The sequence below is a fragment of the Demequina iriomotensis genome (assembly GCF_000971395.1).
GTDB classification, from domain to species: domain Bacteria; phylum Actinomycetota; class Actinomycetes; order Actinomycetales; family Demequinaceae; genus Demequina; species Demequina iriomotensis.
Genome location: NZ_BBME01000009.1, coordinates 584,729 through 603,297 on the forward strand (window position 1 = coordinate 584,729; position 18,569 = coordinate 603,297).

At 72.9% G+C, this 18,569-nt stretch carries 18 protein-coding genes; 8 read left to right on the forward strand and 10 right to left on the reverse strand.

Annotation, left to right across the window (positions count from 1 at the left end; translation table 11 throughout):
* Positions 1-80 precede the first annotated feature (80 nt).
* Together AOM09_RS02850 and AOM09_RS02855 are read right to left on the reverse strand one after the other, a co-directional pair.
* Complete coding sequence (locus AOM09_RS02850; protein WP_082098754.1) at positions 81-1,700, reverse strand: sulfatase-like hydrolase/transferase; 1,620 nt, start codon at positions 1,698-1,700, stop codon at positions 81-83.
* Positions 1,701-1,861: 161 nt separating this feature from the next.
* Positions 1,862-3,031 carry a THUMP-like domain-containing protein gene (locus AOM09_RS02855; RefSeq protein ID WP_062383971.1) on the reverse strand — a complete coding sequence of 390 codons (1,170 nt, stop codon included), beginning with the start codon at positions 3,029-3,031 and terminating at the stop codon, positions 1,862-1,864.
* Positions 3,032-3,201: 170 nt separating this feature from the next.
* Here AOM09_RS02855 and groES point away from each other — a divergent pair, with 170 nt between their 5' ends.
* The gene (gene groES / locus AOM09_RS02860; protein ID WP_062303388.1) at positions 3,202-3,495 is read left to right on the forward strand and encodes a co-chaperone GroES; all 294 of its coding nucleotides are present in this window, start codon (positions 3,202-3,204) and stop codon (positions 3,493-3,495) included.
* Between the two features lie 126 nt (positions 3,496-3,621).
* Here groES and AOM09_RS02865 read toward each other — a convergent pair whose 3' ends face one another.
* Positions 3,622-3,912: a WhiB family transcriptional regulator gene (locus AOM09_RS02865; protein ID WP_062383974.1), complete on the reverse strand. Its 291-nt coding sequence runs from the start codon at positions 3,910-3,912 to the stop codon at positions 3,622-3,624.
* Between the two features lie 214 nt (positions 3,913-4,126).
* On the opposite strand from AOM09_RS02865, the gene guaB reads away from it, so the two are divergent.
* Positions 4,127-5,638, forward strand: a complete 1,512-nt coding sequence (gene guaB, locus AOM09_RS02870; protein WP_062383977.1) for an IMP dehydrogenase — start codon at positions 4,127-4,129, stop codon at positions 5,636-5,638.
* A 15-nt stretch (positions 5,639-5,653) separates the two neighbouring features.
* On the forward strand, positions 5,654-6,403 hold the full coding sequence (locus tag AOM09_RS02875) for a TSUP family transporter (RefSeq protein ID WP_062383980.1): 750 nt from the start codon (positions 5,654-5,656) through the stop codon (positions 6,401-6,403).
* Between the two features lie 186 nt (positions 6,404-6,589).
* Here the strand turns inward: AOM09_RS02875 and AOM09_RS02880 are convergent, their stop codons facing one another.
* Both AOM09_RS02880 and AOM09_RS02885 read right to left on the reverse strand, forming a co-directional pair.
* Positions 6,590-7,864 carry a Glu/Leu/Phe/Val family dehydrogenase gene (locus tag AOM09_RS02880; RefSeq protein ID WP_062383984.1) on the reverse strand — a complete coding sequence of 425 codons (1,275 nt, stop codon included), beginning with the start codon at positions 7,862-7,864 and terminating at the stop codon, positions 6,590-6,592.
* Positions 7,865-7,990: 126 nt separating this feature from the next.
* Positions 7,991-8,776 (reverse strand): exonuclease domain-containing protein, encoded by a 786-nt coding sequence (locus tag AOM09_RS02885; protein ID WP_082098755.1) that lies wholly within the window; start codon positions 8,774-8,776, stop codon positions 7,991-7,993.
* A gap of 107 nt (positions 8,777-8,883) precedes the next feature.
* Here AOM09_RS02885 and AOM09_RS02890 point away from each other — a divergent pair, with 107 nt between their 5' ends.
* The 3 genes from AOM09_RS02890 (at position 8,884) to AOM09_RS02900 (ending at position 11,839) form a co-directional block, all read left to right on the forward strand.
* On the forward strand, positions 8,884-10,008 hold the full coding sequence (locus AOM09_RS02890) for a GuaB3 family IMP dehydrogenase-related protein (protein WP_062383986.1): 1,125 nt from the start codon (positions 8,884-8,886) through the stop codon (positions 10,006-10,008).
* A gap of 5 nt (positions 10,009-10,013) precedes the next feature.
* Positions 10,014-10,580 (forward strand): YdeI/OmpD-associated family protein, encoded by a 567-nt coding sequence (locus AOM09_RS02895; RefSeq protein ID WP_062383991.1) that lies wholly within the window; start codon positions 10,014-10,016, stop codon positions 10,578-10,580.
* A gap of 164 nt (positions 10,581-10,744) precedes the next feature.
* Positions 10,745-11,839 (forward strand): alcohol dehydrogenase catalytic domain-containing protein, encoded by a 1,095-nt coding sequence (locus AOM09_RS02900; protein WP_062383994.1) that lies wholly within the window; start codon positions 10,745-10,747, stop codon positions 11,837-11,839.
* Between the two features lie 91 nt (positions 11,840-11,930).
* On the opposite strand, the gene AOM09_RS02905 is transcribed toward AOM09_RS02900, so the two are convergent.
* From AOM09_RS02905 to AOM09_RS02925, 5 genes are all read right to left on the reverse strand, one after another.
* Positions 11,931-12,380, reverse strand: coding sequence for a hypothetical protein (locus AOM09_RS02905; protein ID WP_062383997.1), 450 nt, complete (start codon positions 12,378-12,380; stop codon positions 11,931-11,933).
* A complete protein-coding gene (locus AOM09_RS02910) occupies positions 12,377-13,447 on the reverse strand; it encodes a lactate/malate family dehydrogenase (protein WP_062384000.1) in 1,071 nt (356 codons plus the stop codon). Before AOM09_RS02910 ends, AOM09_RS02905 begins: the two co-directional genes overlap by 4 nt.
* Before the next feature lie 53 nt (positions 13,448-13,500).
* On the reverse strand, positions 13,501-14,853 hold the full coding sequence (locus tag AOM09_RS02915) for an urease accessory protein UreH domain-containing protein (RefSeq protein ID WP_062384004.1): 1,353 nt from the start codon (positions 14,851-14,853) through the stop codon (positions 13,501-13,503).
* Positions 14,854-14,965: 112 nt separating this feature from the next.
* Positions 14,966-16,813, reverse strand: a complete 1,848-nt coding sequence (locus AOM09_RS02920) for an ABC-F family ATP-binding cassette domain-containing protein (protein ID WP_062384007.1) — start codon at positions 16,811-16,813, stop codon at positions 14,966-14,968.
* A gap of 52 nt (positions 16,814-16,865) precedes the next feature.
* Complete coding sequence (locus AOM09_RS02925) at positions 16,866-17,285, reverse strand: nitroreductase family deazaflavin-dependent oxidoreductase (protein WP_062384437.1); 420 nt, start codon at positions 17,283-17,285, stop codon at positions 16,866-16,868.
* Between the two features lie 186 nt (positions 17,286-17,471).
* Here AOM09_RS02925 and AOM09_RS02930 point away from each other — a divergent pair, with 186 nt between their 5' ends.
* The gene (locus AOM09_RS02930) at positions 17,472-18,164 is read left to right on the forward strand and encodes a glutamine amidotransferase-related protein (protein WP_062384010.1); all 693 of its coding nucleotides are present in this window, start codon (positions 17,472-17,474) and stop codon (positions 18,162-18,164) included.
* The gene (locus AOM09_RS02935) at positions 18,161-18,547 is read left to right on the forward strand and encodes a DUF3054 domain-containing protein (RefSeq protein ID WP_062384013.1); all 387 of its coding nucleotides are present in this window, start codon (positions 18,161-18,163) and stop codon (positions 18,545-18,547) included. The genes AOM09_RS02930 and AOM09_RS02935 overlap by 4 nt, the downstream gene beginning before the upstream one ends.
* The last annotated feature ends 22 nt before the right edge of the window (positions 18,548-18,569 follow it).

The following is an 18,569-nucleotide window of genomic DNA, read 5'->3' on the forward strand; positions in this document are numbered from 1 at the left end:
TCGGGGCGGAGGCGGAGGTGTGGCGAGAGGGGATGCGGCCGCCCACGTCGCCGTGGACGGCCGCATCGATGTTGCTCGGATCAGGAGACCCAGCCCCGGGGGTTCTCCGCCATCTCGGCGTTGCGGCGCTCGAGCTCGGCCTTGAGCCGCTCGGCGATCTCGGGGTGCTTCGCGCTCACGTCGTAGGACTCGCTCGGGTCCGCCTCGAGGTCGAAGAGCCACGGGCCCTTCGGCTGCGCGACGGTGAAGGTGAGGTCGCTGGTGCCGTAGAGGTACGGGTGCTTCGCGTAGTACTTGTACCGGCCGTCGCTCACCGCGATGAGCTTCTTGCCCGCGTAGTAGTAGTAATGCTCGCCCACCTGCTCGCTCGTGCCGGCGAGCAGCGGCGCCATCGAGGTACCGTCGAGCACGCGGTCGGTGGGCGCGTCGATGTCCAGCCAGTCGAGGAGGGTCGGCAGGATGTCCGTGCCCATCGTCATGGTGTCGAGCGTGCGGCCGCCCTCGAGCCCGGCGGGCCAGTGGACCATGAACGGGACCAGCATGCCGCCCTCGTTGATCAGACCCTTGCGACCGCGGTGGTCGCCCGCGTCGCCCTGATACCAAGGACCGTTGTCGCTGGTGATCATGATGATCGTGTTGTCCAGCTGCCCGGTCGCCTCGAGCTCGTCGACGATGCGGCCGATGCCGTCGTCGAGACCCTCGACGATGTCGCCGTAGAGGCCGGCGTCCGAGCGACCCTCGTTCTCCTCGGCGGCGAACAGCGGCTCGTGCGGGAAGTTGTGGGCGAAGTAGAGGAAGAACGGGTCGTCGCTGTCCGCGGCGTCGGCCACGAAGTCGACGGCCGCGTCGGTGTAGAGCGCGTCGAGCTCGGTCTGGTCGACGGTCTCGAGGAGGACCTCGTCGTCCTGGTAGATCTTGAAAGGCGTCATGTCGTTCGAGTAGCGCGAGCCGAGGAAGCTGTCGAAGCCGAAGTCGTTCGGCAGCGAGCCCTCGGTGTCGCCGATGTGCCACTTGCCGATCATCCCGGTCTGGTACCCGGAGGACTGCAGCACGTCGGGGATGGTGATCTCCGCCTGGGTCAGGCCGAACGAGCCGCTCATCCTGTTCATCACGCTGATCGGGCTGTCGGTGGGGAACAGGACGTCCGGGACCGCCGCGCGGGGCGCGAGGCGGCCCGTGAGCATCGCCGCGCGCGAGGGCGTGCACACGGCCGACGGCGAGTGGTAGTTCGTCAGCACCACGCCGTTCTCGGCCAGGCGGTCGATGTTCGGCGTCTTGATGGGCGTCTCTCCCATGAAGCCGAGGTCCCCGTAGCCGAGGTCGTCGTAGTAGACCAGCAGCACATTGGGCGCCTCGCCCGACGAGGTGGTGCCCGCGAGCGCGTCGAGGTACTCGTCCTTCGACGCCTCGTGCTCGGGAGAGTTGTCCGGGCTGGCGGTGAGCGACTTGACCGCGACGTAGCCGCTGCCGGCCACCACGGCGGCGCCGGGCAGCGCGAGCGTCAGGCCGGTCGCCTTGAGGATGCGCTTCGCGCGGCCCGGCTTGGGGGCCGTGCCGACGGCGGTCTCCTCGACGGCGGTCTCCTCGACGGCGGTCTCCTCGTGCGCGGGAGCGTCGGCGGCATCCGCGCTCACGGGCGTCCCGTCCGTCTCGTGCTCCTCAGCTCCGGGCGTCCCTTCCGGGGGCAGCTGTGATGACATCGTCGTCCTCCTCGCGTCGTTGCGGCGTGCATGCGCGCGCCGGATCGCCGGGGCTCGGCTTCTCCCGCGGGGGAGCCCGTCGCGCGTCGTGAGGCACGATGCTAGCCCAATCTCCACCGAGTGGTGGACATTGGGCGACTGGCGGCCGCCGGCCGCGGCGGTCAGGCGGGCTCGACCAGCAGTGCCGCGTGCCGGCCCTCGAGCCGGGTGAGCACCAGGGTCGCCCGCCGCGAGCCCTTGAGCTTGAGGCGCGGGCGCAGCTGCTCGGGGGTGAGGTCGACCCCGCGCTTCTTGATGTCGACCGTGCCGATGTCCCGGGCGCGCAGCTCCTTGGCCAGCGCCTTGACGTCGAGCGGCAGGCGCTCGAGCACGCGGTACGCGCGGGCGAACGGCGTGCTCACGGCGGCGTCGGAGGTGAGGTAGGCGATGCTCGGGTCGACCAGGTGCGCGCCCAGCTCCTCGGCGAGCACCCCGACCAGCCCCGCGCGGATGACGGCGCCGTCCGGCTCGAGGATCCACTCGCCCAGGGGCCCGGAGGAGGCGCGGTCCGTGGGGCCCGCGATCTCGTGAGCGTCCTCGCCGCGCACCACGAGAGCCGCATGGCCGGTGCCGTGCGCGGCGTCGCCGGCCCACAGCCCCACCTCGACCACGTCGCCGTCGACGCTGACCCACTGCGCCTCCATGTCCGCGGGGATGGCCTCGTGCGGGAGCGACGGTCCCGCCTTGACGCCCAGCGCGCGGACGGTGCGGCGCAGGTCCAGCACCGCGTCGAGCCGAGGCGAGTAGTCGCCCGGGTCGTGCCGGCGGCCGCGTGCGTTACGGCGCGCGGGATCGGCGAACACCCCGTCCACGCGCACGTCGGAGAGCCCGTCGAGCGAGTCGCCGTGGATCACTCGCGCGAGCGGCCACGGTGCGAGGTTGTGCGCGGCGAGGATCGCGGTCGCCTCGTCCGCCTCGAACGCGACCACGCCGAGCCCGCGGCGCGCGATCGCCATCGCATCGGTCCCGAGGCCCGCGGTGAGGTCCGCGACCTTGCGGCAGTGCGCCTCCGCGAAGCGCGCGGCGTGCAGCCGCGCGACCGTCGCGCGCGACGCCTGCTCGAGCCCTGCCCGGTGGAAGACCATGGAGTCGACCGCGTCGCCCAGGCGCGCGCGAGCCTCGCCGCGGAGCTCCGCGAGGCTCATCGCGGCCGCCACGAGCGCGGGCGAGTGGCCGTCGCGACGCAGCCGGTCCGACACCGCCAGCGCGTCGCGAGGCGCCACCTCGCCGAGCGACGACGCGAGCGCGAGGCAGGCGTCGCTCACGGTGAGTCGCGCGGTGACGGGGTCCATCCCCGGATCATTTCACGCGCCGCGAACACGCTCGCGCGCATTAGCACTCCCCTGGGGTGAGTGCTAGATTGAGGGTGCTCTCACGAGCGCGGATGCAGGATCGACCCCCGCGACGGCGGTCCTGAGGATCCGCACCACACATACTTCGAGCACGGAAGGTGAGGTCCGCAGTGTCGGTCTCCATCAAGCCCCTGGAGGACAAGGTTGTTGTCAAGGCCGCTGCGGCCGAGACCACGACGGCGTCCGGCCTCGTGATCCCTGACACCGCCAAGGAGAAGCCCCAGGAGGGCGAGGTCGTGGCGGTCGGCCCGGGTCGCATCGACGACAACGGCAACCGTATCCCCGTCGACGTCAACGTCGGCGACAAGGTGATCTACAGCAAGTACGGCGGCACCGAGGTCAAGTACGCCGGCGAGGAGTACCTGATCCTCTCCGCGCGCGACCTGCTCGCCATCGTCGGCTAAGCACCGCACGCAGCGACGGGCCCCGGGGCGTCAGCCCCGGGGCCCGTTCGCGTCTCCGGGTGCGACCACGTCCGGGGGCCGCCCGCCGCATCGTCCCTCACGGACGATGCGGCGCCTCCCCGGCGTCTAGCTCGCCTGCTTGAGGCGACCGGCGAGGATGGCGTGGCGCTCGTCCTCGCTCAGCCCTCCCCAGACGCCGAAGGGCTCGCGTGCCTGAAGCGAACGCTCACGGCATGTGTCGAGCACGGGGCAGCCGGCGCAGTACTCCTTCGCGGCCTCGGCTCGGCGCCGACGCGCCGCGCCTCGTTCGCCCTCCGGGTGGAAGAACAAGTCCGGGTCCGCGTCCCGGCACGAACCCTCGTATTGCCACTCCCACTGATCCTGAGTGGGTGCGGGCAGTTTCGCCACGGCCTCCATCACGCCCCCTTAAGGGTTGTCGCCGGCCCTCCCCAAGGGCGGCGCCATTGCCGCCCAGAGCCGATCATGGTCGTCCTCTGCAAATGGCCGGCATGCTGCTTGTGGCTGCTGCCGACCAACCCCCTCACCGCCATTCATAACACCGTGATCAGACCTTGGGAAGTCCTGATTTGCCTGGTTCTGAGTCCTACCGGCGGAGGCCTAGAATGTGCCAATGTCGCCGCTTGAGAACGATCCCTTCGCCTTCACCGGACTGACCTACGACGACGTCCTCCTCCTTCCGGGGGAGTCCGACGTCATCCCGTCCGAGGTGGACACCACCACGCAGCTCACCAAGGGCATCTCCGTCGCCGTCCCGCTGCTCTCCGCCGCGATGGACACCGTCACGGAGGCCCGGCTCGCCATCGCGCTCGCGCGCCTCGGCGGCCTCGGGGTGCTGCACCGCAACCTGTCGATCGAGGACCAGGCCCACCAGGTCGAGATCGTCAAGCGCTCCGAGTCGGGCATGATCACCGACCCCGTGACCGTGAGCCCGGACGTCACCCTCGCGGAGCTCGACGCGCTGTGCGCGAAGTACCGCGTCTCGGGCCTTCCCGTGGTCGACGAGGACCGGCGCCTGCTCGGCATCATCACCAACCGCGACCTGCGCTTCGTCAACTCCGCCGAGTTCGCGTCGCACCTGGTCAAGGACCACATGACGCCCATGCCGCTGGTGACGGCGCGCGAGGGCGTGTCCAACGCCGAGGCGGCCGAGCTGCTCGCGAGGCACCGCGTCGAGAAGCTGCCCCTGGTCGATGCCGACGGCCGTCTCACGGGCCTCATCACCGTCAAGGACTTCGTCAAGACCGAGAAGTACCCGCTCGCCACCAAGGACTCCGAGGGGCGCCTGCGGGTGGCCGCCGCGGTCGGCTTCTACGGCGACGCGTGGGAGCGCGCGACGGCGCTCGTCGACGCCGACGTGGACGCGCTGGTGGTCGACACCGCGCACGGCCACGCGCGCAAGATGATCGAGATGATCCAGCGCCTCAAGTCGGACCCCGCGACCGCGCACGTCCAGGTCATCGGCGGCAACGTCGCGACGCGCGAGGGTGCCCAGGCGCTCGTGGATGCGGGCGTCGATGCGGTCAAGGTGGGCGTGGGCCCCGGCTCGATCTGCACCACGCGCGTGGTCGCGGGCGTGGGCGTTCCCCAGGTCACCGCCGTCTACGAGGCATGGAAGGCGGCGCACCCCTCGGGCGTGCCCGTCATCGCCGACGGCGGCCTCCAGTACTCGGGCGACATCGCGAAGGCCCTGGTGGCCGGCGCATCGTCCGTCATGCTCGGCTCGCTGTTCGCGGGCTGCGCGGAGACCCCGGGCGACCTGGTGCTGGTCAACGGCAAGCAGTTCAAGAGCTACCGTGGCATGGGCTCGATGGGCGCCATGGCGTCCCGCGGACGCGTCTCGTACTCGAAGGACCGCTACTTCCAGGCCGACGCCCCGAGCGACGACGACCTCATCCCCGAGGGCATCGAGGGGCGCGTGCCCTACAAGGGACCGCTCTCGTCGGTGGTCCGCCAGCTGGTCGGCGGCCTGGGGCAGTCGATGTTCTACGTCGGTGCGCGCTCGATCCCCGAGCTGCAGGCGCGCGGCAAGTTCGTCCGCATCACGCCGGCGGGGCTCAAGGAGTCGCACCCGCACGACGTGCAGATCACGGTCGAGGCGCCGAACTACTCCGGTCGCGGCTAGCGCCTCGCGCGACGCGTGGACCTCGCCTGGCAGACGCTCGCGATCCTCGCGGTCGTCGCGCTGGTCGCGGGGTTCCTCGACACGCTGGCGGGAGGGGGCGGGCTGCTGACGCTGCCCGCCCTGCTCCTCGCCGGCGTGCCGCCGCTGCAGGCGCTCGGCACCAACAAGCTGCAGGGGTCCTTCGGGACCGGGATGGCGACGTGGCAGGTGATCCGGCGGCGCCGCGTGCGGTGGGACGATGCGCGGTGGCCGATGCTGTGGGCCTTCCTCGGGTCCGCGGCGGGCTCCGTCGCGATCCAGTTCGCCTCCCCCGAGCCGCTGCGCGTGGTGATCCCCGTGGTGCTCGCCGTCATCGCGGCGTACTTCGCATTCGTGCCCAAGGCCCATGAGCCGCCGGCGCACGAGCGCCTCAGCGCCGCGCCGTACGAGGCGACGGTGGTGCCCGCGATCGGGGCGTACGACGGTGCGTTCGGGCCCGGCACGGGCTCGCTGTTCGCGCTGGCGGGCGTGACGCTGCGCGCCTACGAGCTGCCGCGCTCCACGGCGGTCGCCAAGACGCTCAACTTCGCGACCAACGTCGCGTCGCTCCTGGTGTTCGCGTGCGCGGGTCAGCTGGTGTGGACGGTGGGCGCGGCGATGATCGGCGGCCAGCTCCTGGGTGCGTACGCCGCCTCGCATGTGCTGTTCCGCGTGAAGCCGGTGGTGCTGCGCGTGCTCATCGTGGTGATGAGCGTGGCGATGCTCGTGAGGTATCTGATCGGGTGAGCGGTGTCCCGGCGCCCGCCCGGCGGCCGCAAGTCACGGATCCGGGGCCTCTCGATCCGTCCCGCAGCGGGGAATCGAGGTCGAGGGTCCGCAGATCCGTGACCTGCGGGGCGGCGGCGGCGGCGCGGGGCGGCGGCGGCGCGGGGCGGGGCGGCGGCGGCGCGGGGCGGGCCGCTCAGGCGGTGATCACGGGTACAGCCCCCGGAGCCGGTGCGCCTCGGTCACCCGCTGCACCGCCAGCGCCGTGGCGGCCTCGCGGTAGGTGAGGGAGTGGGCGCCCGCGTAATCGACCACGTCGTGCCACGCCTTGGTCATGCGCTCCTCGAGGCGCTCGTTCACGTCGCGCTCGCTCCACTGGTACGCCTGGTTGGCCTGCACCCACTCGAAGTACGAGACCACCACGCCGCCGGCGTTCGCGAGGATGTCGGGCACCACCAGGACGTCGCGGTCGGTGAGGATCGCGTCAGCGTCCTTGGTGGTGGGGCCGTTCGCCCCCTCGACCACGATCGACGCCTGGACCCGGCCCGCGTTCTCCGCGGTCAGCACGCCCTCGACCGCCGCGGGGACCACCATGTCGACGTCGAGCAGCAGCACCGAGGCCGGGTCGATCGCCTCCGTGCCCTCGAAGCCGGCCACCGACCCGGTCCTGTCCGCGTAGGCCGCGAGGCGGCCGATGTCGAGCCCGCGCGCGTCGTACACCGCGCCGTCGATGTCGCTCACCGCGAGCACCTTGACGCCCGCGGCCGACAGGAACCGCGCGGCGTCGCGGCCGACCTTGCCGAACCCCTGCACGCTCGCCGTGGTCCGCGCCGGGTCCATGCCGCGCGACGCGAGCGCCATGAGCGCGACATGCGCGACGCCCCGCGACGTCGCGGACGCGCGTCCGTACGAGCCTCCCAGGCTCACCGGCTTGCCCGTGACGACGCCGGGGACCGTGTGCCCCATCGCCGCGGAGTAGGTGTCCATGATCCACGCCATCGTCCGCTCGTCCGTGCCGATGTCGGGCGCGGGGATGTCCTTGGTGGGGCCGATGATCGGCAGGATCTCCGACGTGTAGCGGCGCGTCACGCGCTCGAGCTCGGCCTGCGAGTGCGTGCGCGGGTCGATCGCGATACCGCCCTTCGCGCCGCCGTACGGCACGTCGACGAGGGCGCACTTCCAGGTCATCCACATGGCGAGCGCCCTGACCTCGTCGAGGTCGACCGAGGGCGCGTACCGCAGGCCGCCCTTCGCGGGGCCGCGCGAGAAGTTGTGCTGCACGCGGTAGCCCGAGTAGACGGCGATCGAGCCGTCGTCGCGGCGCAGCGGGACGCTCACCATGAGCTCGCGTCGCGGGGTGGTGAGCATCTTCTTGATGCCGCCGTTGATGCCGAGGTGTGCCAGCGCGGAGTCGAGCTGGGAGAGCGCATCGTCGAGAGGTCCAGCCCCTGTGGGGGCGGCCTCCGTGGTGGACCACGTCATTGTGACCTCCGTAGGTGTGTCCCCCGACGGTAAGCCTCGCGAGGGACGGGCGCCGGTGGCCCTAGGGGTGAATCCGTGCGTCCCGAGTGGCCATCGCGGCGATTGCGGTGCGCGGCGCGCGAGCTGTCAGAAGAGGGCGTCCTGCTCACCCGCACGGAAGGGCGCCGGCGTCGCGGGAGCGGACGATGCGGGGGGCGCCGCCGCGAGCGGCGCGACGGGCCACTCGGGGCGCGGGAGGTCGTCGGTGACGCCCTTCGACTTGAGGAACGCGGCGAAGCCGACGGCCCACTCGCGGTACGCGGAGATCTGAAGGTCGTGGAGCGAGTCGAGCGAGGTGTCCCGCATGGTCGGGTAGGCCGAGGCGAGCGCGTGGACGAGCTCGAGCGTCGCGAGGACGTCCGCATCGGCCGAGTGGAGGTCGTCCGCGTCGACGGTGACCGCGTACACGGCGCACAGGTCGATGAGCTTGCGCTTGCCCTTGCGGAAGCGGTCGAGCTTGCGGTCGAGCACGTACGGGTCGACGATCGGCCGTACCTCGCGCGCCGTGAGCCGCGACGCGAGCGAGGCCCGGCCATGGCGGATGAGCTCGTTCTCGAGGAGCGTGAGGTCGAACTGCGCGTTGTAGGCGACCACCGGGTGGCCCGCGTTCAGGGCCTCGGCGAGAGCCGCTGCGATCTCCTCGAGCGCCTCGGCCGGTCGCGCGCCCTCGGCGCGCGCCCGCTCCGTCGAGATCCCGTGGACGGCGCTCGCGGCGGCGGGGATCTCGATGCCCGGGTCGATCAGCCACGTGCGCGTGGTGACCGCGGTCCCGCGGCGCGTGATGACGGCGGCGGTCACGATGCGGTCGCGTTCCGTGGACACGCCCGTGGTCTCGGTGTCGAAGCCCACCATGGTCTCGTCGATCCAGCTCATGGTCCTAGCCTGGCACGCCGCTCCGACAGCGGGCGCACGGTTGTCCCCAGGCCCGTCCGTGCATCGTCCTGCGGCGCTGTCGCAGGTGAACGCTAGGCTGGTGACCCGTGAGCAACGAGATCGAGATCGGCCGCGGCAAGCGCGGGCGCCGCGCCTATTCCTTCGACGACATCGCCGTGGTGCCCTCGCGCCGCACGCGCGACCCGAAGGTGGTGACGCTCGGCTGGCAGATCGACGCCTTCCAGTTCGAGATCCCCGTGATCGGCGCGCCGATGGACTCGGTCATGAGCCCGGCGACGGCGATCGCTCTCGGCAACGCGGGCGGCCTCGGCGTGCTCGACCTCGAGGGCCTGTGGACGCGCTACGAGGACCCGACGGCGCAGCTCGAGGAGATCGCGAGCCTGGACGCCGAGGGCGCGACGGCGCGCATGCAGGAGATCTACGCGGAGCCCATCAAGGACGAGCTCATCACGGCGCGCCTGCAGGAGATCCGCGCGGCCGGCGTGGTCGTGGCGGGGGCGCTCAGCCCGCAGCGCACGCAGGAGCACTACGCGACGGTGCTCAAGGCGGGAGTCGACCTGTTCGTGATCCGCGGCACCACGGTGTCCGCCGAGCACGTCTCCGACGGCGCCGAGCCGCTCAACCTCAAGAAGTTCATCTACGACCTCGACGTCCCCGTGATCGTCGGGGGCGCCTCGACCTACCAGGCCGCGCTGCACCTCATGCGCACGGGCGCTGCGGGCGTGCTCGTGGGCTTCGGCGGCGGCGCCGCGCAGACCACGCGCACCACGCTCGGGATCCACGCGCCCATGGCGACCGCGGTCTCCGATGTCGCGGCCGCGCGTCGCGACTACCTCGACGAGTCGGGCGGCCGCTACGTGCACGTCATCGCTGACGGCGGGCTGGGGCGCTCGGGCGACCTGGTCAAGGCGTTCGCGTGCGGCGCCGACGCGATCATGCTGGGCGCCGCGCTCGCGCGCGCCGAGGAGGCGCCGGGCGCGGGCTACCACTGGGGGCCGGAGGCTCACCACCCCGAGCTGCCGCGCGGCGAGCGCGTCCACGTGGGCACCACGGGCCCGCTCGACGAGATCCTCTTCGGCCCCGGCACCCACGCCGACGGCACGTCGAACCTCATGGGCGCCCTGCGCCGCTCGATGGCCACGACGGGCTACTCGGACCTCAAGGAGTTCCAGCGCGTCGACATCGTCGTGAGCCCGTACCAGGCGCAGTAGGCACGATGCCCGAGGCCGCCCCGGAGCTGTGCGTCGCCGACGCGCCGGCGTGGAGGGGGTGGCTCGACGCGCACGAGCATGAGCCCGACGGGGTCTGGCTCGTGCTCGCGAAGAAGGGCGTGACGGAGCCGACCTCGCTCACCTATGCCGAGGCGCTCGACGAGGCCCTGTGCTCCGGGTGGATCGACGGCCAGAAGAAGGGCCGCGACGCTGCGACGTTCCTCCAGCGGTTCACGCCCCGTCGCCCCCGCTCGCTCTGGTCGCTGCGCAACACGGAGCACATCGCCCGCCTCGAGTCGGAGGGTCGTCTCCGGGCCGCCGGGCGCGCGGAGGTCGAGCGGGCGCGCGCCGACGGACGATGGGACCGCGCGTACGCGGGATCGGCGACGGCGGAGGTCCCGGCGGACCTGGCCGCGGCGCTGGACTCGGAGCCGGGGCTGCGCGCCCGCTTCGACGCGCTGTCGAGCGCCGAGCGGTTCTCGATCCTGCATCCGCTCATGACCGCGGCCAGCGAGCGCACCCGGGCGGCGCGGTTGGAGCGGGCAATCGGGCGCCTGAGCGGCAGGTCCTAGCGGCCGGGCCGGGTGGACGATTCACGTCCGGAAGGGCGGCAAGCCCGCCCATAAGTGAATGGCGCTTCACATCTGGTGCGGACCTGTGCGATGCTCGTTCCGACGCGGCGAGCAACGGCGCCCGCTCCGCGTCGACCTCCGCGAGGCGCCGGACTGGAGTCCCCATGAAGGCCGTCCGATTCGACGCGTGGAAGACGCGTCCCACCCTGGTCGACATCGAGCGGCCGGTGCCCGGCCCGGGCGAGGTGCTGCTCAAGGTGGCGGGCTCCGGCGCGTGCCACTCGGACGTCGCGCTCTACGCCGTCTTCGACCAGGACATCGCGATGCCGCAGCTGCGCCCGTCGTACATCCTCGGCCACGAGGTGACGGGGTGGATCGAGGAGACCGGGCCCGGCGTCGTCGGCCTCGAGATCGGCTCCGCGCACATGGTCTACGCGGCGCGCGGCTGCGGCCATTGCGCCTCGTGCGCGCGTGGTGAGGACACGCTGTGCGACAACGTCGCCTCGATGACGTCGCTGGGCAGCGGGCTCGGGCTGGACGGCGGCATGGCCGAGTACATGACGGTGCCGGTACGGAACCTGGTGCCGCTGGGCGACGCCGACCCCATCGCGGCGGCGCCGCTCGTCGACGCGGGTCTGACGGCGTACCACGCGGTCAAGCTCGCGCTCCCTCGCCTGGCCTCGGGCGGGCGGACCGCCCTGGTCATCGGGCTGGGAGGGGTCGGGCAGTTCGCGGTGCAGCTGCTCGGCGCCATGTCCTCGGCGACCGTGCTGGGGGTCGACCTCAAGGACGACGCGTGCGCGCTCGCGGCCGGCCGCGGTGCGGTCATCGTAGGCGGCGACGCCCAGACGGCGCGCATCCGCGAGGTCACGGGAGGGCGCGGCGTCGACGCGGTCTTCGACATGGTGGGCACCGCAGAGACCATCGCCCTCGCGCAGTCCGTGGTCGCCGTGCGCGGGCGCATCACCGTCGTCGGCCTCGCCGGCGGTCGCGTCGACTGGGGCTTCTACACGACCCCGTTCGAGGCCGAGCTCACGGGCACCTACATGGGCACGCTCGGGGAGCTTCACGAGCTCGGCGCGCTCTACCGCCAGGGTCGCCTCGAGGTGGACGCGGTGCCCTTCGCGCTCGAGGACGCGTTGGACGCATACGCCCGGCTCGAGCAGGGGACGATGCTCGGGCGCGCCGTCATCGTGCCTCACGGGCAGGCTGCGGTGGCGGATGCGGCCGAGGAGCTGGCGACCGTGAGCGCCCCGTAGGGCGCACGGCTGCGCGAGAAGCGACGCTGAGCGCCCCATGGCGCGTGTGGCGGGGGCGGGGGGCGGCGGCCGTGGCTGCGCCCGCGGTAGCTCAGCGCGGCGGGAGGACCGTGAACGCTTCGACCGTGGCGTCGCCGGCACGGAGCGACGCGACGGTCGAGGCCACCGCGGTCAGCGGACCCGTGAGCAGCACCGTGCCCTCGAGCCCGTCGCGGTGGACGCTCACGCCCGCAGGCGCGCCGATCTCCTCCCCGACGGCGGCGAGGACGGCGACCGCCCTGACCCGCGCATCGTCCGCGTGCACCAGGTCGACCGACCGGACCACCGCGAGCCGTTCGAGCGTGCGCACCAGCACGTGAGCGAGGCGCTCGGACGCCCCGAACTCGACGCACATGGTGCCCACGCCTCCGTGCACGTCGAGCGTCGAGATCGAGCCGAAGCTCACCCCGCGCTCGGAGAAGACGCCGGCGATCGCGGCCGAGGCGCCCGAGCGGTCCTCGACCTGGACGAACGCGAACCATCGCTGGGTCAGGGTGCTCATCGGGCGCCGCCTCCCCACGCGATCACGGACTCGTTGATCGACTGGGCGACCTCCCACAGCGCGCGGGACTCGTCGGCCGCCGGATCGTCGAGCATGACCCGCGTCCAGCCGTCGGGCCCGACGGCGACGGGCACGCCCAGCACCCCGGCCCACGGCGCGCCGCCGAGCTCGATCTCGCCGTCCAGCAGCACCTGACCCGCGACCACGATGTCGCGGCCGTCGAGGACCGTGCGGACCAGGTCGACGGTCGCGTTCGCCGTGCCATGGGCCGTCTTCGCGCCGCTCTGGTGCGTGAGGTAGGGCCGGATCACGGCCTGGACGTCGGGCGGGTAGGCGTCGATCGCGGCGAACGCCTGCGCGACGTCGGGCGTCGACGCGGTCCGCTGCTTCGCCGCGGCGACCTCGGAGCGGAAGGACGTGAGCGTGCGGTCGCCGCGCAGGCGATCGACGATCTCGGCGCGCTCGTCCGGGTCGAGCCCGCGCAGGCGCACGCTCGACCACAGCGGCACCATCATGTCGCCGTGCTGACCGGCGACGAAGCCGCTGACGCGGTGCCGTCGGATCCCCAGGGTCGCGGCGATCTCGCGTCGGAACCGCAACGTGTCGAGCCAGGCCCCCATGCCGATGACGCGATGGCGTCCCAGGCGGCGCGCGAAGACCTCGACGGCGAGCTCCACCGGGTTGGACACCACGATGACGACCTCGTGGCCCGAGCCGTGCTCCGCGAGCGCGTCGGCGTGCTCCTCGAAGACGCGACGGTTGTCGGCCGCGAGCCTGTCGCGGTCGATCACCTGACCCGTCCCGGTGGGCACGGTAAGGCCGGCGGTCATCACCACGACGTCCGCGACCACGTCCTCCGGGCGTGTGGCGACGTCGATGTGGGGAGCGCGCTCGTCGTACGCGTCGATGAGGTCGACCCGGAGCCCGTGCACCGCGGCGCCCGAGGCGCCGCCGGCGCGGCCCACCAGCTGGAGACGCGACGACGCCCCGAGCTCGCCGCGCTCGATGAGCGAGCCGCAGATCGCCCGGCCCACGTCCCCGGTGGCACCGATGATCGCGACGTCCATGGGCTCGACGGTACCGGGGGAGTGTGACGCGCGTGTTGCCGCCGGTGGGGGGCTCAGGCCTCGGGCCGCTCGATCACCACGAACTCCCCGGTGTACATGCCCATCGCGCACGAGTACCGGTACGTCCCGGTCTCGGTCGGGGTGAACTCGACGGTCTCGGTGTCGAGCAGCACCATGATGCGGCCGAGCCCGAGCGTCGAGGCGTCGACGGCGCTCTGGCAGCCCTTGTACACGGGGGTGAGGGTCCATGCGACGGGCTCGTCGACGTAGACCACGGTGGTCGCGGGCGAGTAGCCCTCGCCGACCACGTCGGTGCTGACGCGCTGGACGCCGCCGGCATCGACCACGTTCGCGGTGCGTTCCGTCGCGGTGATCGCGCCCGCGCCGAGACCGGGAGCCAGCCGGGTGATCGCGCCGGACGCGGTCACCAGTGCGAAGGCGAGCACCGCGACGCCCACCCCGCGCAGGATCCGTCCCGCGGCGGGACGCCGGGACGATGCGGCGGCACCGGCCGCGGCACCGGCCGCGAGCAGCCCGGGCGTGGTGCCGAGCGCGAACAGCCCCATGACGAGCGCGCCCTCCCGCGGGCTGCCCGTCGACAGCGCGTACACCTGCACGGCCTGGGTGAAGCCGCACGGCAGGAAGAAGGTGGCGGCGCCGAGGCCGAGCGCGCGCATCGTGCCGCCGCGCTCGCCATCCGAGGCGCCGCCCACCCAGGCGCCCCAGCGGCCCGGGAGCGCCAGCTGCCATGCGGCGACGCGAGGGGACGCCTCGGTGAGCCTGACGCCCACGATCGCCATGACGCCGGCTGCGATCAGCACGACGGCGGCGAGCAGCACGCCCGAGGGGGCGAGCGAGCGGCCCACGAGGCCCACCACCGCGCCCAGGGCGGCGAAGCCGACGATGCGTCCCGCATTGAAGGCGAGGTGCGGGCGCAGGCGCGCGAGCCCGCTCGCGCGCGTGGGCACCGACGCGGCGAGCGAGACGACGAGCCCGCCCACGAGCGCCATGCAGGTCGACACGCTCGCGGCCACGCCGAGCCCGAGGACCACCACGGCCGAGCCCGCGGACGCCCCCGAGGTGAGGTCCTGGACGCGCGACTCGAGCCCGAGCGCCCACGCGGCCGCGCCGACGAGGCCCACCACGGCGATCGCGACCACGAGGTCGCGCCACACGAACGGATCGTGGCTCAGCCACGGACGCGTGCCGACGGAGTACGGGGTGTCAGAGAGCGCCCCGTCCACGTCCCCGTCGGAGGGCAGGCGCCGTCCCTCGAGGGTGAGCCTCCCCGAGCGGCGGTCGGCGCTCGCGGACTCCACGCCGGGCAGCGCGAGCGCGGCGGCGGTCACGGTGCGCTCGCACGCCGCGCAGGTCATGCCGGCGATGGGGACGATGCGTTCGCTCACGGGTCCCTCCTTCGGGGTGACTCCATTAAGCACCCGGGTCCGGCGCCTCGCACGGGACCGAGGTCGCGACCCTGCCCGTGGGGGAGGGTTGACCCCCGCGCCCGCCGGCGGGTCAGCCGAGCTGCTCGCCCAGCTCGAGCCATCGCTCCTCGAGCCCCGTGTTCTCCGCCTCGAGCGCCTGGAGCTCTTTCATGAAGGTCGCAAGGCCGGCGAAGTCCGACTGGTCGTGCATCACCATCTCGTTGTGGAGGCCCTCGGTGAGCTCCTCGATCTTCGCCATGCGACGCTCGACCGCCTTGAGCTCCTTCTCGACGGCGCGGCGCTCGGCGCCGCTGAGCGCCGGCTCGCCCGACGATGCCGGGGTCGCGACAGCGTCGGGGAACGCAGCGCGGACGGTGGCCACCGCATCGTCGCCGCCGACGCCGAACGTGCCGATGCCGCCCGTGCCACCGGCGCGGCGGTCGCGGGACAGCGCGACGTACTCGTCGACGCCGCCCGGCAGGTGCCGCAGGCCCCCGTCGACCACGGCGTACTGCTGGTCGGTGATCCGCTCCATGAGGTAGCGGTCGTGGCTCACCACGATGAGCGTGCCGGGCCACGAGTCGAGCAGGTCCTCGAGCGCCGCGAGCATGTCGGTGTCGAGGTCGTTGGTGGGCTCGTCGAGCACCAGCACGTTCGGCTCCGACAGCAGCACCACCAGGAGCTGGAGGCGCCGGCGCTGGCCGCCGCTCAGGCGGCCCACGGGGGTCTTGAGCTGGATCGACGTGAAGCCCATGCGCTCGAGCAGCTGGCTGGGCGTCATCTCCTGGCCGTCGCTGAGCTTGATGGACGCGTAGCGCTTCACCACGGCGGAGACGCGTTCGTCCGCGATGTCGTCGAGCTCCGCGAGCTGCTGGCTCAGCTGCTCGACGCGGACCGTCATGCCGGTCTTCACCCGCCCGCTGGTCGGCTCCTGCTCGCCCGTGACGAGGCGCAGGAACGTCGACTTGCCGGCGCCGTTCTCCCCGAGGATGCCGATGCGGTCGCCGGGGCCGATGCTGAAGTCCAGGTCGCGCAGCACCTCCTTGTCGCCGTAGCTCACGCCGACGCCGACGAGCTCCACCACGTCCTTGCCCAGGCGCGCGGCGGCCATGCGGTGGAGCTTGACGGCGTCGCGGATGGGCGGCACGTCCGCGATGAGCGCGTTGGCGGCGTCGATGCGGAACTTGGGCTTGCTGGTGCGTGCCGGGGCGCCGCGGCGCAGCCACGCGAGCTCCTTGCGCATGAGGTTCTGACGGCGCTGCTCGGTGACGGCGGCGATGCGGTCGCGCTCGACGCGCTGCAGCACGTAGGCGGCGTAGCCGCCCTCGTACATGTCGACCTCGCCGTCGTGGACCTCCCAGGTGCGGGTCGAGATCTCATCGAGGAACCAGCGGTCGTGGGTGACCACGAGCAGGGCGCCCCGGTGGGCGGTCCAGCGCCGCTTGAGGTGGTCGGCCAGCCAGGTCACCCCCTCGACGTCGAGGTGGTTGGTGGGCTCGTCGAGGAAGACCACGTCGTGATCGCCCACGAGCACGTGGGCCAGCGCGACCCGGCGCTGCTGGCCGCCCGAGAGGTCGCCCACCACCGCATCGGCCGGAAGGTCGGGAACCAGGCCCGCCATGATGTCGCGGACGCGCGGGTCCGCCGCCCACTCGTGCTCGTCGCGGTCGCCGACGATCGCCTGGGCCACGGTGAGCGACTCGTCGACGTGGTCGGACTGGTCGAGGACGCCGATGCGGGTGCCGCGGGCCACGGTGACACGGCCGTCGTCGGGCTCGACCCGGCCGGCGAGCACCTTGAGGAGCGTCGACTTGCCCGCGCCGTTGGTGCCGACCATGCCGATGCGGTCGCCGTCGTCGAGGCCGAGGGTGATGCCCGCGAGAACGGGTCCCGTGCCGAAGTCCAGGTGAAGCGCCTCGGCGCCAAGCAGGTGAGCCACCCGACAAGGGTAGTCGCGGCCGGTCCCGGCGACGGGCGCGGTCGCTGCGCGGTCAGGCGCGCTCGAGGACCACCACGGGGATCTCGCGATCGGTCCGCGCCTGATACGCGTAGTAGTCGGGCCACGCCTCGACCATCGCCGCCCACATCGCGGGCTTCTCCTCGGGCGTCGCGACCCGGGCGGTCGCGGCGAACCTCTCGGCGCGGATCTGCACCCCGACCTCGGGATGCGCGGTGAGGTTGACGAACCACGCGGGCGGGGCGTCGGCGCCGCCCTTGGACGCGACGACGATGAAGGCGTCGCCCCACTCGCGATAGATGAGCGCGCTGACGCGCTCGGCGCCCGTGCGCCGCCCCGTCGTGGTGAGCAGCAGCACGGTGGTGCCGCGGCGCCAGTCGTGGCCCTCGGCGCCGTCGGTCTCGAGGTAGCGCGCCACGTGCGCGGGGCCGTGCAGATCGATCGCGGAGGTCATGCGACCCATGGTGTGCCCATGCCTTCCGTGTGCGCAATCCGACGGCAGGCGGGGAGCGCGAGGTCGCGCCTTCATCGCCGGGATCGCTTGCCATGACAAGTCTGGCGATTGTCATGGCAGACGATCTCGACGGAAGGGGGCTCATGCCGCGCCGCGCGCCCGCCCGGCCCCGATACGCTCCCAGCCATGAGATGCGTCGCCATCCGCCACGTCGCCTTCGAGGACCTCGGCATCTGGGAGGACGAGATCGCCGCCCACGGCTACGAGGTGGTCTACCTCGACGCGGGCGTCGACGACCTCGCGCCGTTCGTCTCCGCGGACCTGGGCATCGTGCTCGGCGGCCCCGTCGGCGTCGCGGATCTCGAGGACTACCCCGTGCTCGCCGAGGAGGCCGGGCTGCTCGCGAGCCGCGTGCGATCCGGCCTTCCGACCCTCGCGGTGTGCCTCGGCGCGCAGCTCCTCGCCCACGCCCTCGGGGGGACCGTGGAGCCGGGCGCGCCCGAGGTCGGCTGGGGCGGAGTCGACCTGCTCCCTGCCGCATCGTCCACCGCGCTGCGCCACCTCGACGGCGCCCCGGTCCTGCACTGGCACGGCGACCGCATCGTGCCCCCCGCCGGCGCCACCGTGCTCGCCTCCACCGAGGCCACGCCGTGCCAGGCCTACATGCACGGATCCGCGCTCGCGCTCCAGTTCCACCCCGAGGTCGACGCCGAGCGGATCGAGCGCTGGCTCCTCGGGCACACCGGCGAGCTGCGCTCGCTCGGCGTGTCGGTCACGGGGCTGCGCGCCCGTGCACGGGAGGTGGGGGACGATGCGGCGGTGGCCGGGATCCTGGTGATCCGCGAGTGGCTGCGCGGGCTCGGGACGGAGGGATCATGAACCTCAGGCAGGCCGCCCTCGGGGCGGCGGCGCTCGACGCGGGCGCGATCGTGGTGTTCTCGGCGATCGGCCGGGCGAGCCACGAGGAGGGCATCCTCGGGCCCGGCGGGTCGGGGCTCGCGACCACGGCGTGGCCCTTCGCGGCCGGCGCGGCGCTCGGGTGGGTGATCGCGCGGGGCTGGAGGCGCCCGTGCGACTGGCGCCGCACCGGCGCGATCGTCTGGGCCTCGACCCTCGTGGGCGGCATGGTCCTGCGGGTCGCGAGCGGGCAGGGCGTGCAGGTCTCGTTCGTCGTCGTCGCGGGTGTGTTCCTCGCGACGGCCCTGGTGGGGTGGCGCGTGGTCTCCGGCTGGATCGCGGCCCGGCGCGGGCTCAAGGCCTAGCGAGGCGCCGCGCCCACCCGAG

Coding starts and splice junctions, on each gene's coding strand:
- AOM09_RS02895 (WP_062383991.1), top strand. CDS start 10,014: ATGCCCGAGGCCGCCCCGGAGCTGTGCGTCGCCGACGCGCCGGCGTGG.
- AOM09_RS02880 (WP_062383984.1), bottom strand. CDS start 7,864: ATGACGTGGTCCACCACGGAGGCCGCCCCCACAGGGGCTGGACCTCTC.
- AOM09_RS02885 (WP_082098755.1), bottom strand. CDS start 8,776: ATGAGCTGGATCGACGAGACCATGGTGGGCTTCGACACCGAGACCACG.
- AOM09_RS02855 (WP_062383971.1), bottom strand. CDS start 3,031: ATGGACCCCGTCACCGCGCGACTCACCGTGAGCGACGCCTGCCTCGCG.
- guaB (WP_062383977.1), top strand. CDS start 4,127: ATGTCGCCGCTTGAGAACGATCCCTTCGCCTTCACCGGACTGACCTAC.
- AOM09_RS02865 (WP_062383974.1), bottom strand. CDS start 3,912: ATGGAGGCCGTGGCGAAACTGCCCGCACCCACTCAGGATCAGTGGGAG.
- AOM09_RS02930 (WP_062384010.1), top strand. CDS start 17,472: ATGAGATGCGTCGCCATCCGCCACGTCGCCTTCGAGGACCTCGGCATC.
- AOM09_RS02850 (WP_082098754.1), bottom strand. CDS start 1,700: ATGTCATCACAGCTGCCCCCGGAAGGGACGCCCGGAGCTGAGGAGCAC.
- AOM09_RS02935 (WP_062384013.1), top strand. CDS start 18,161: ATGAACCTCAGGCAGGCCGCCCTCGGGGCGGCGGCGCTCGACGCGGGC.
- AOM09_RS02925 (WP_062384437.1), bottom strand. CDS start 17,285: ATGACCTCCGCGATCGATCTGCACGGCCCCGCGCACGTGGCGCGCTAC.
- AOM09_RS02905 (WP_062383997.1), bottom strand. CDS start 12,380: ATGAGCACCCTGACCCAGCGATGGTTCGCGTTCGTCCAGGTCGAGGAC.
- AOM09_RS02910 (WP_062384000.1), bottom strand. CDS start 13,447: ATGGACGTCGCGATCATCGGTGCCACCGGGGACGTGGGCCGGGCGATC.
- AOM09_RS02900 (WP_062383994.1), top strand. CDS start 10,745: ATGAAGGCCGTCCGATTCGACGCGTGGAAGACGCGTCCCACCCTGGTC.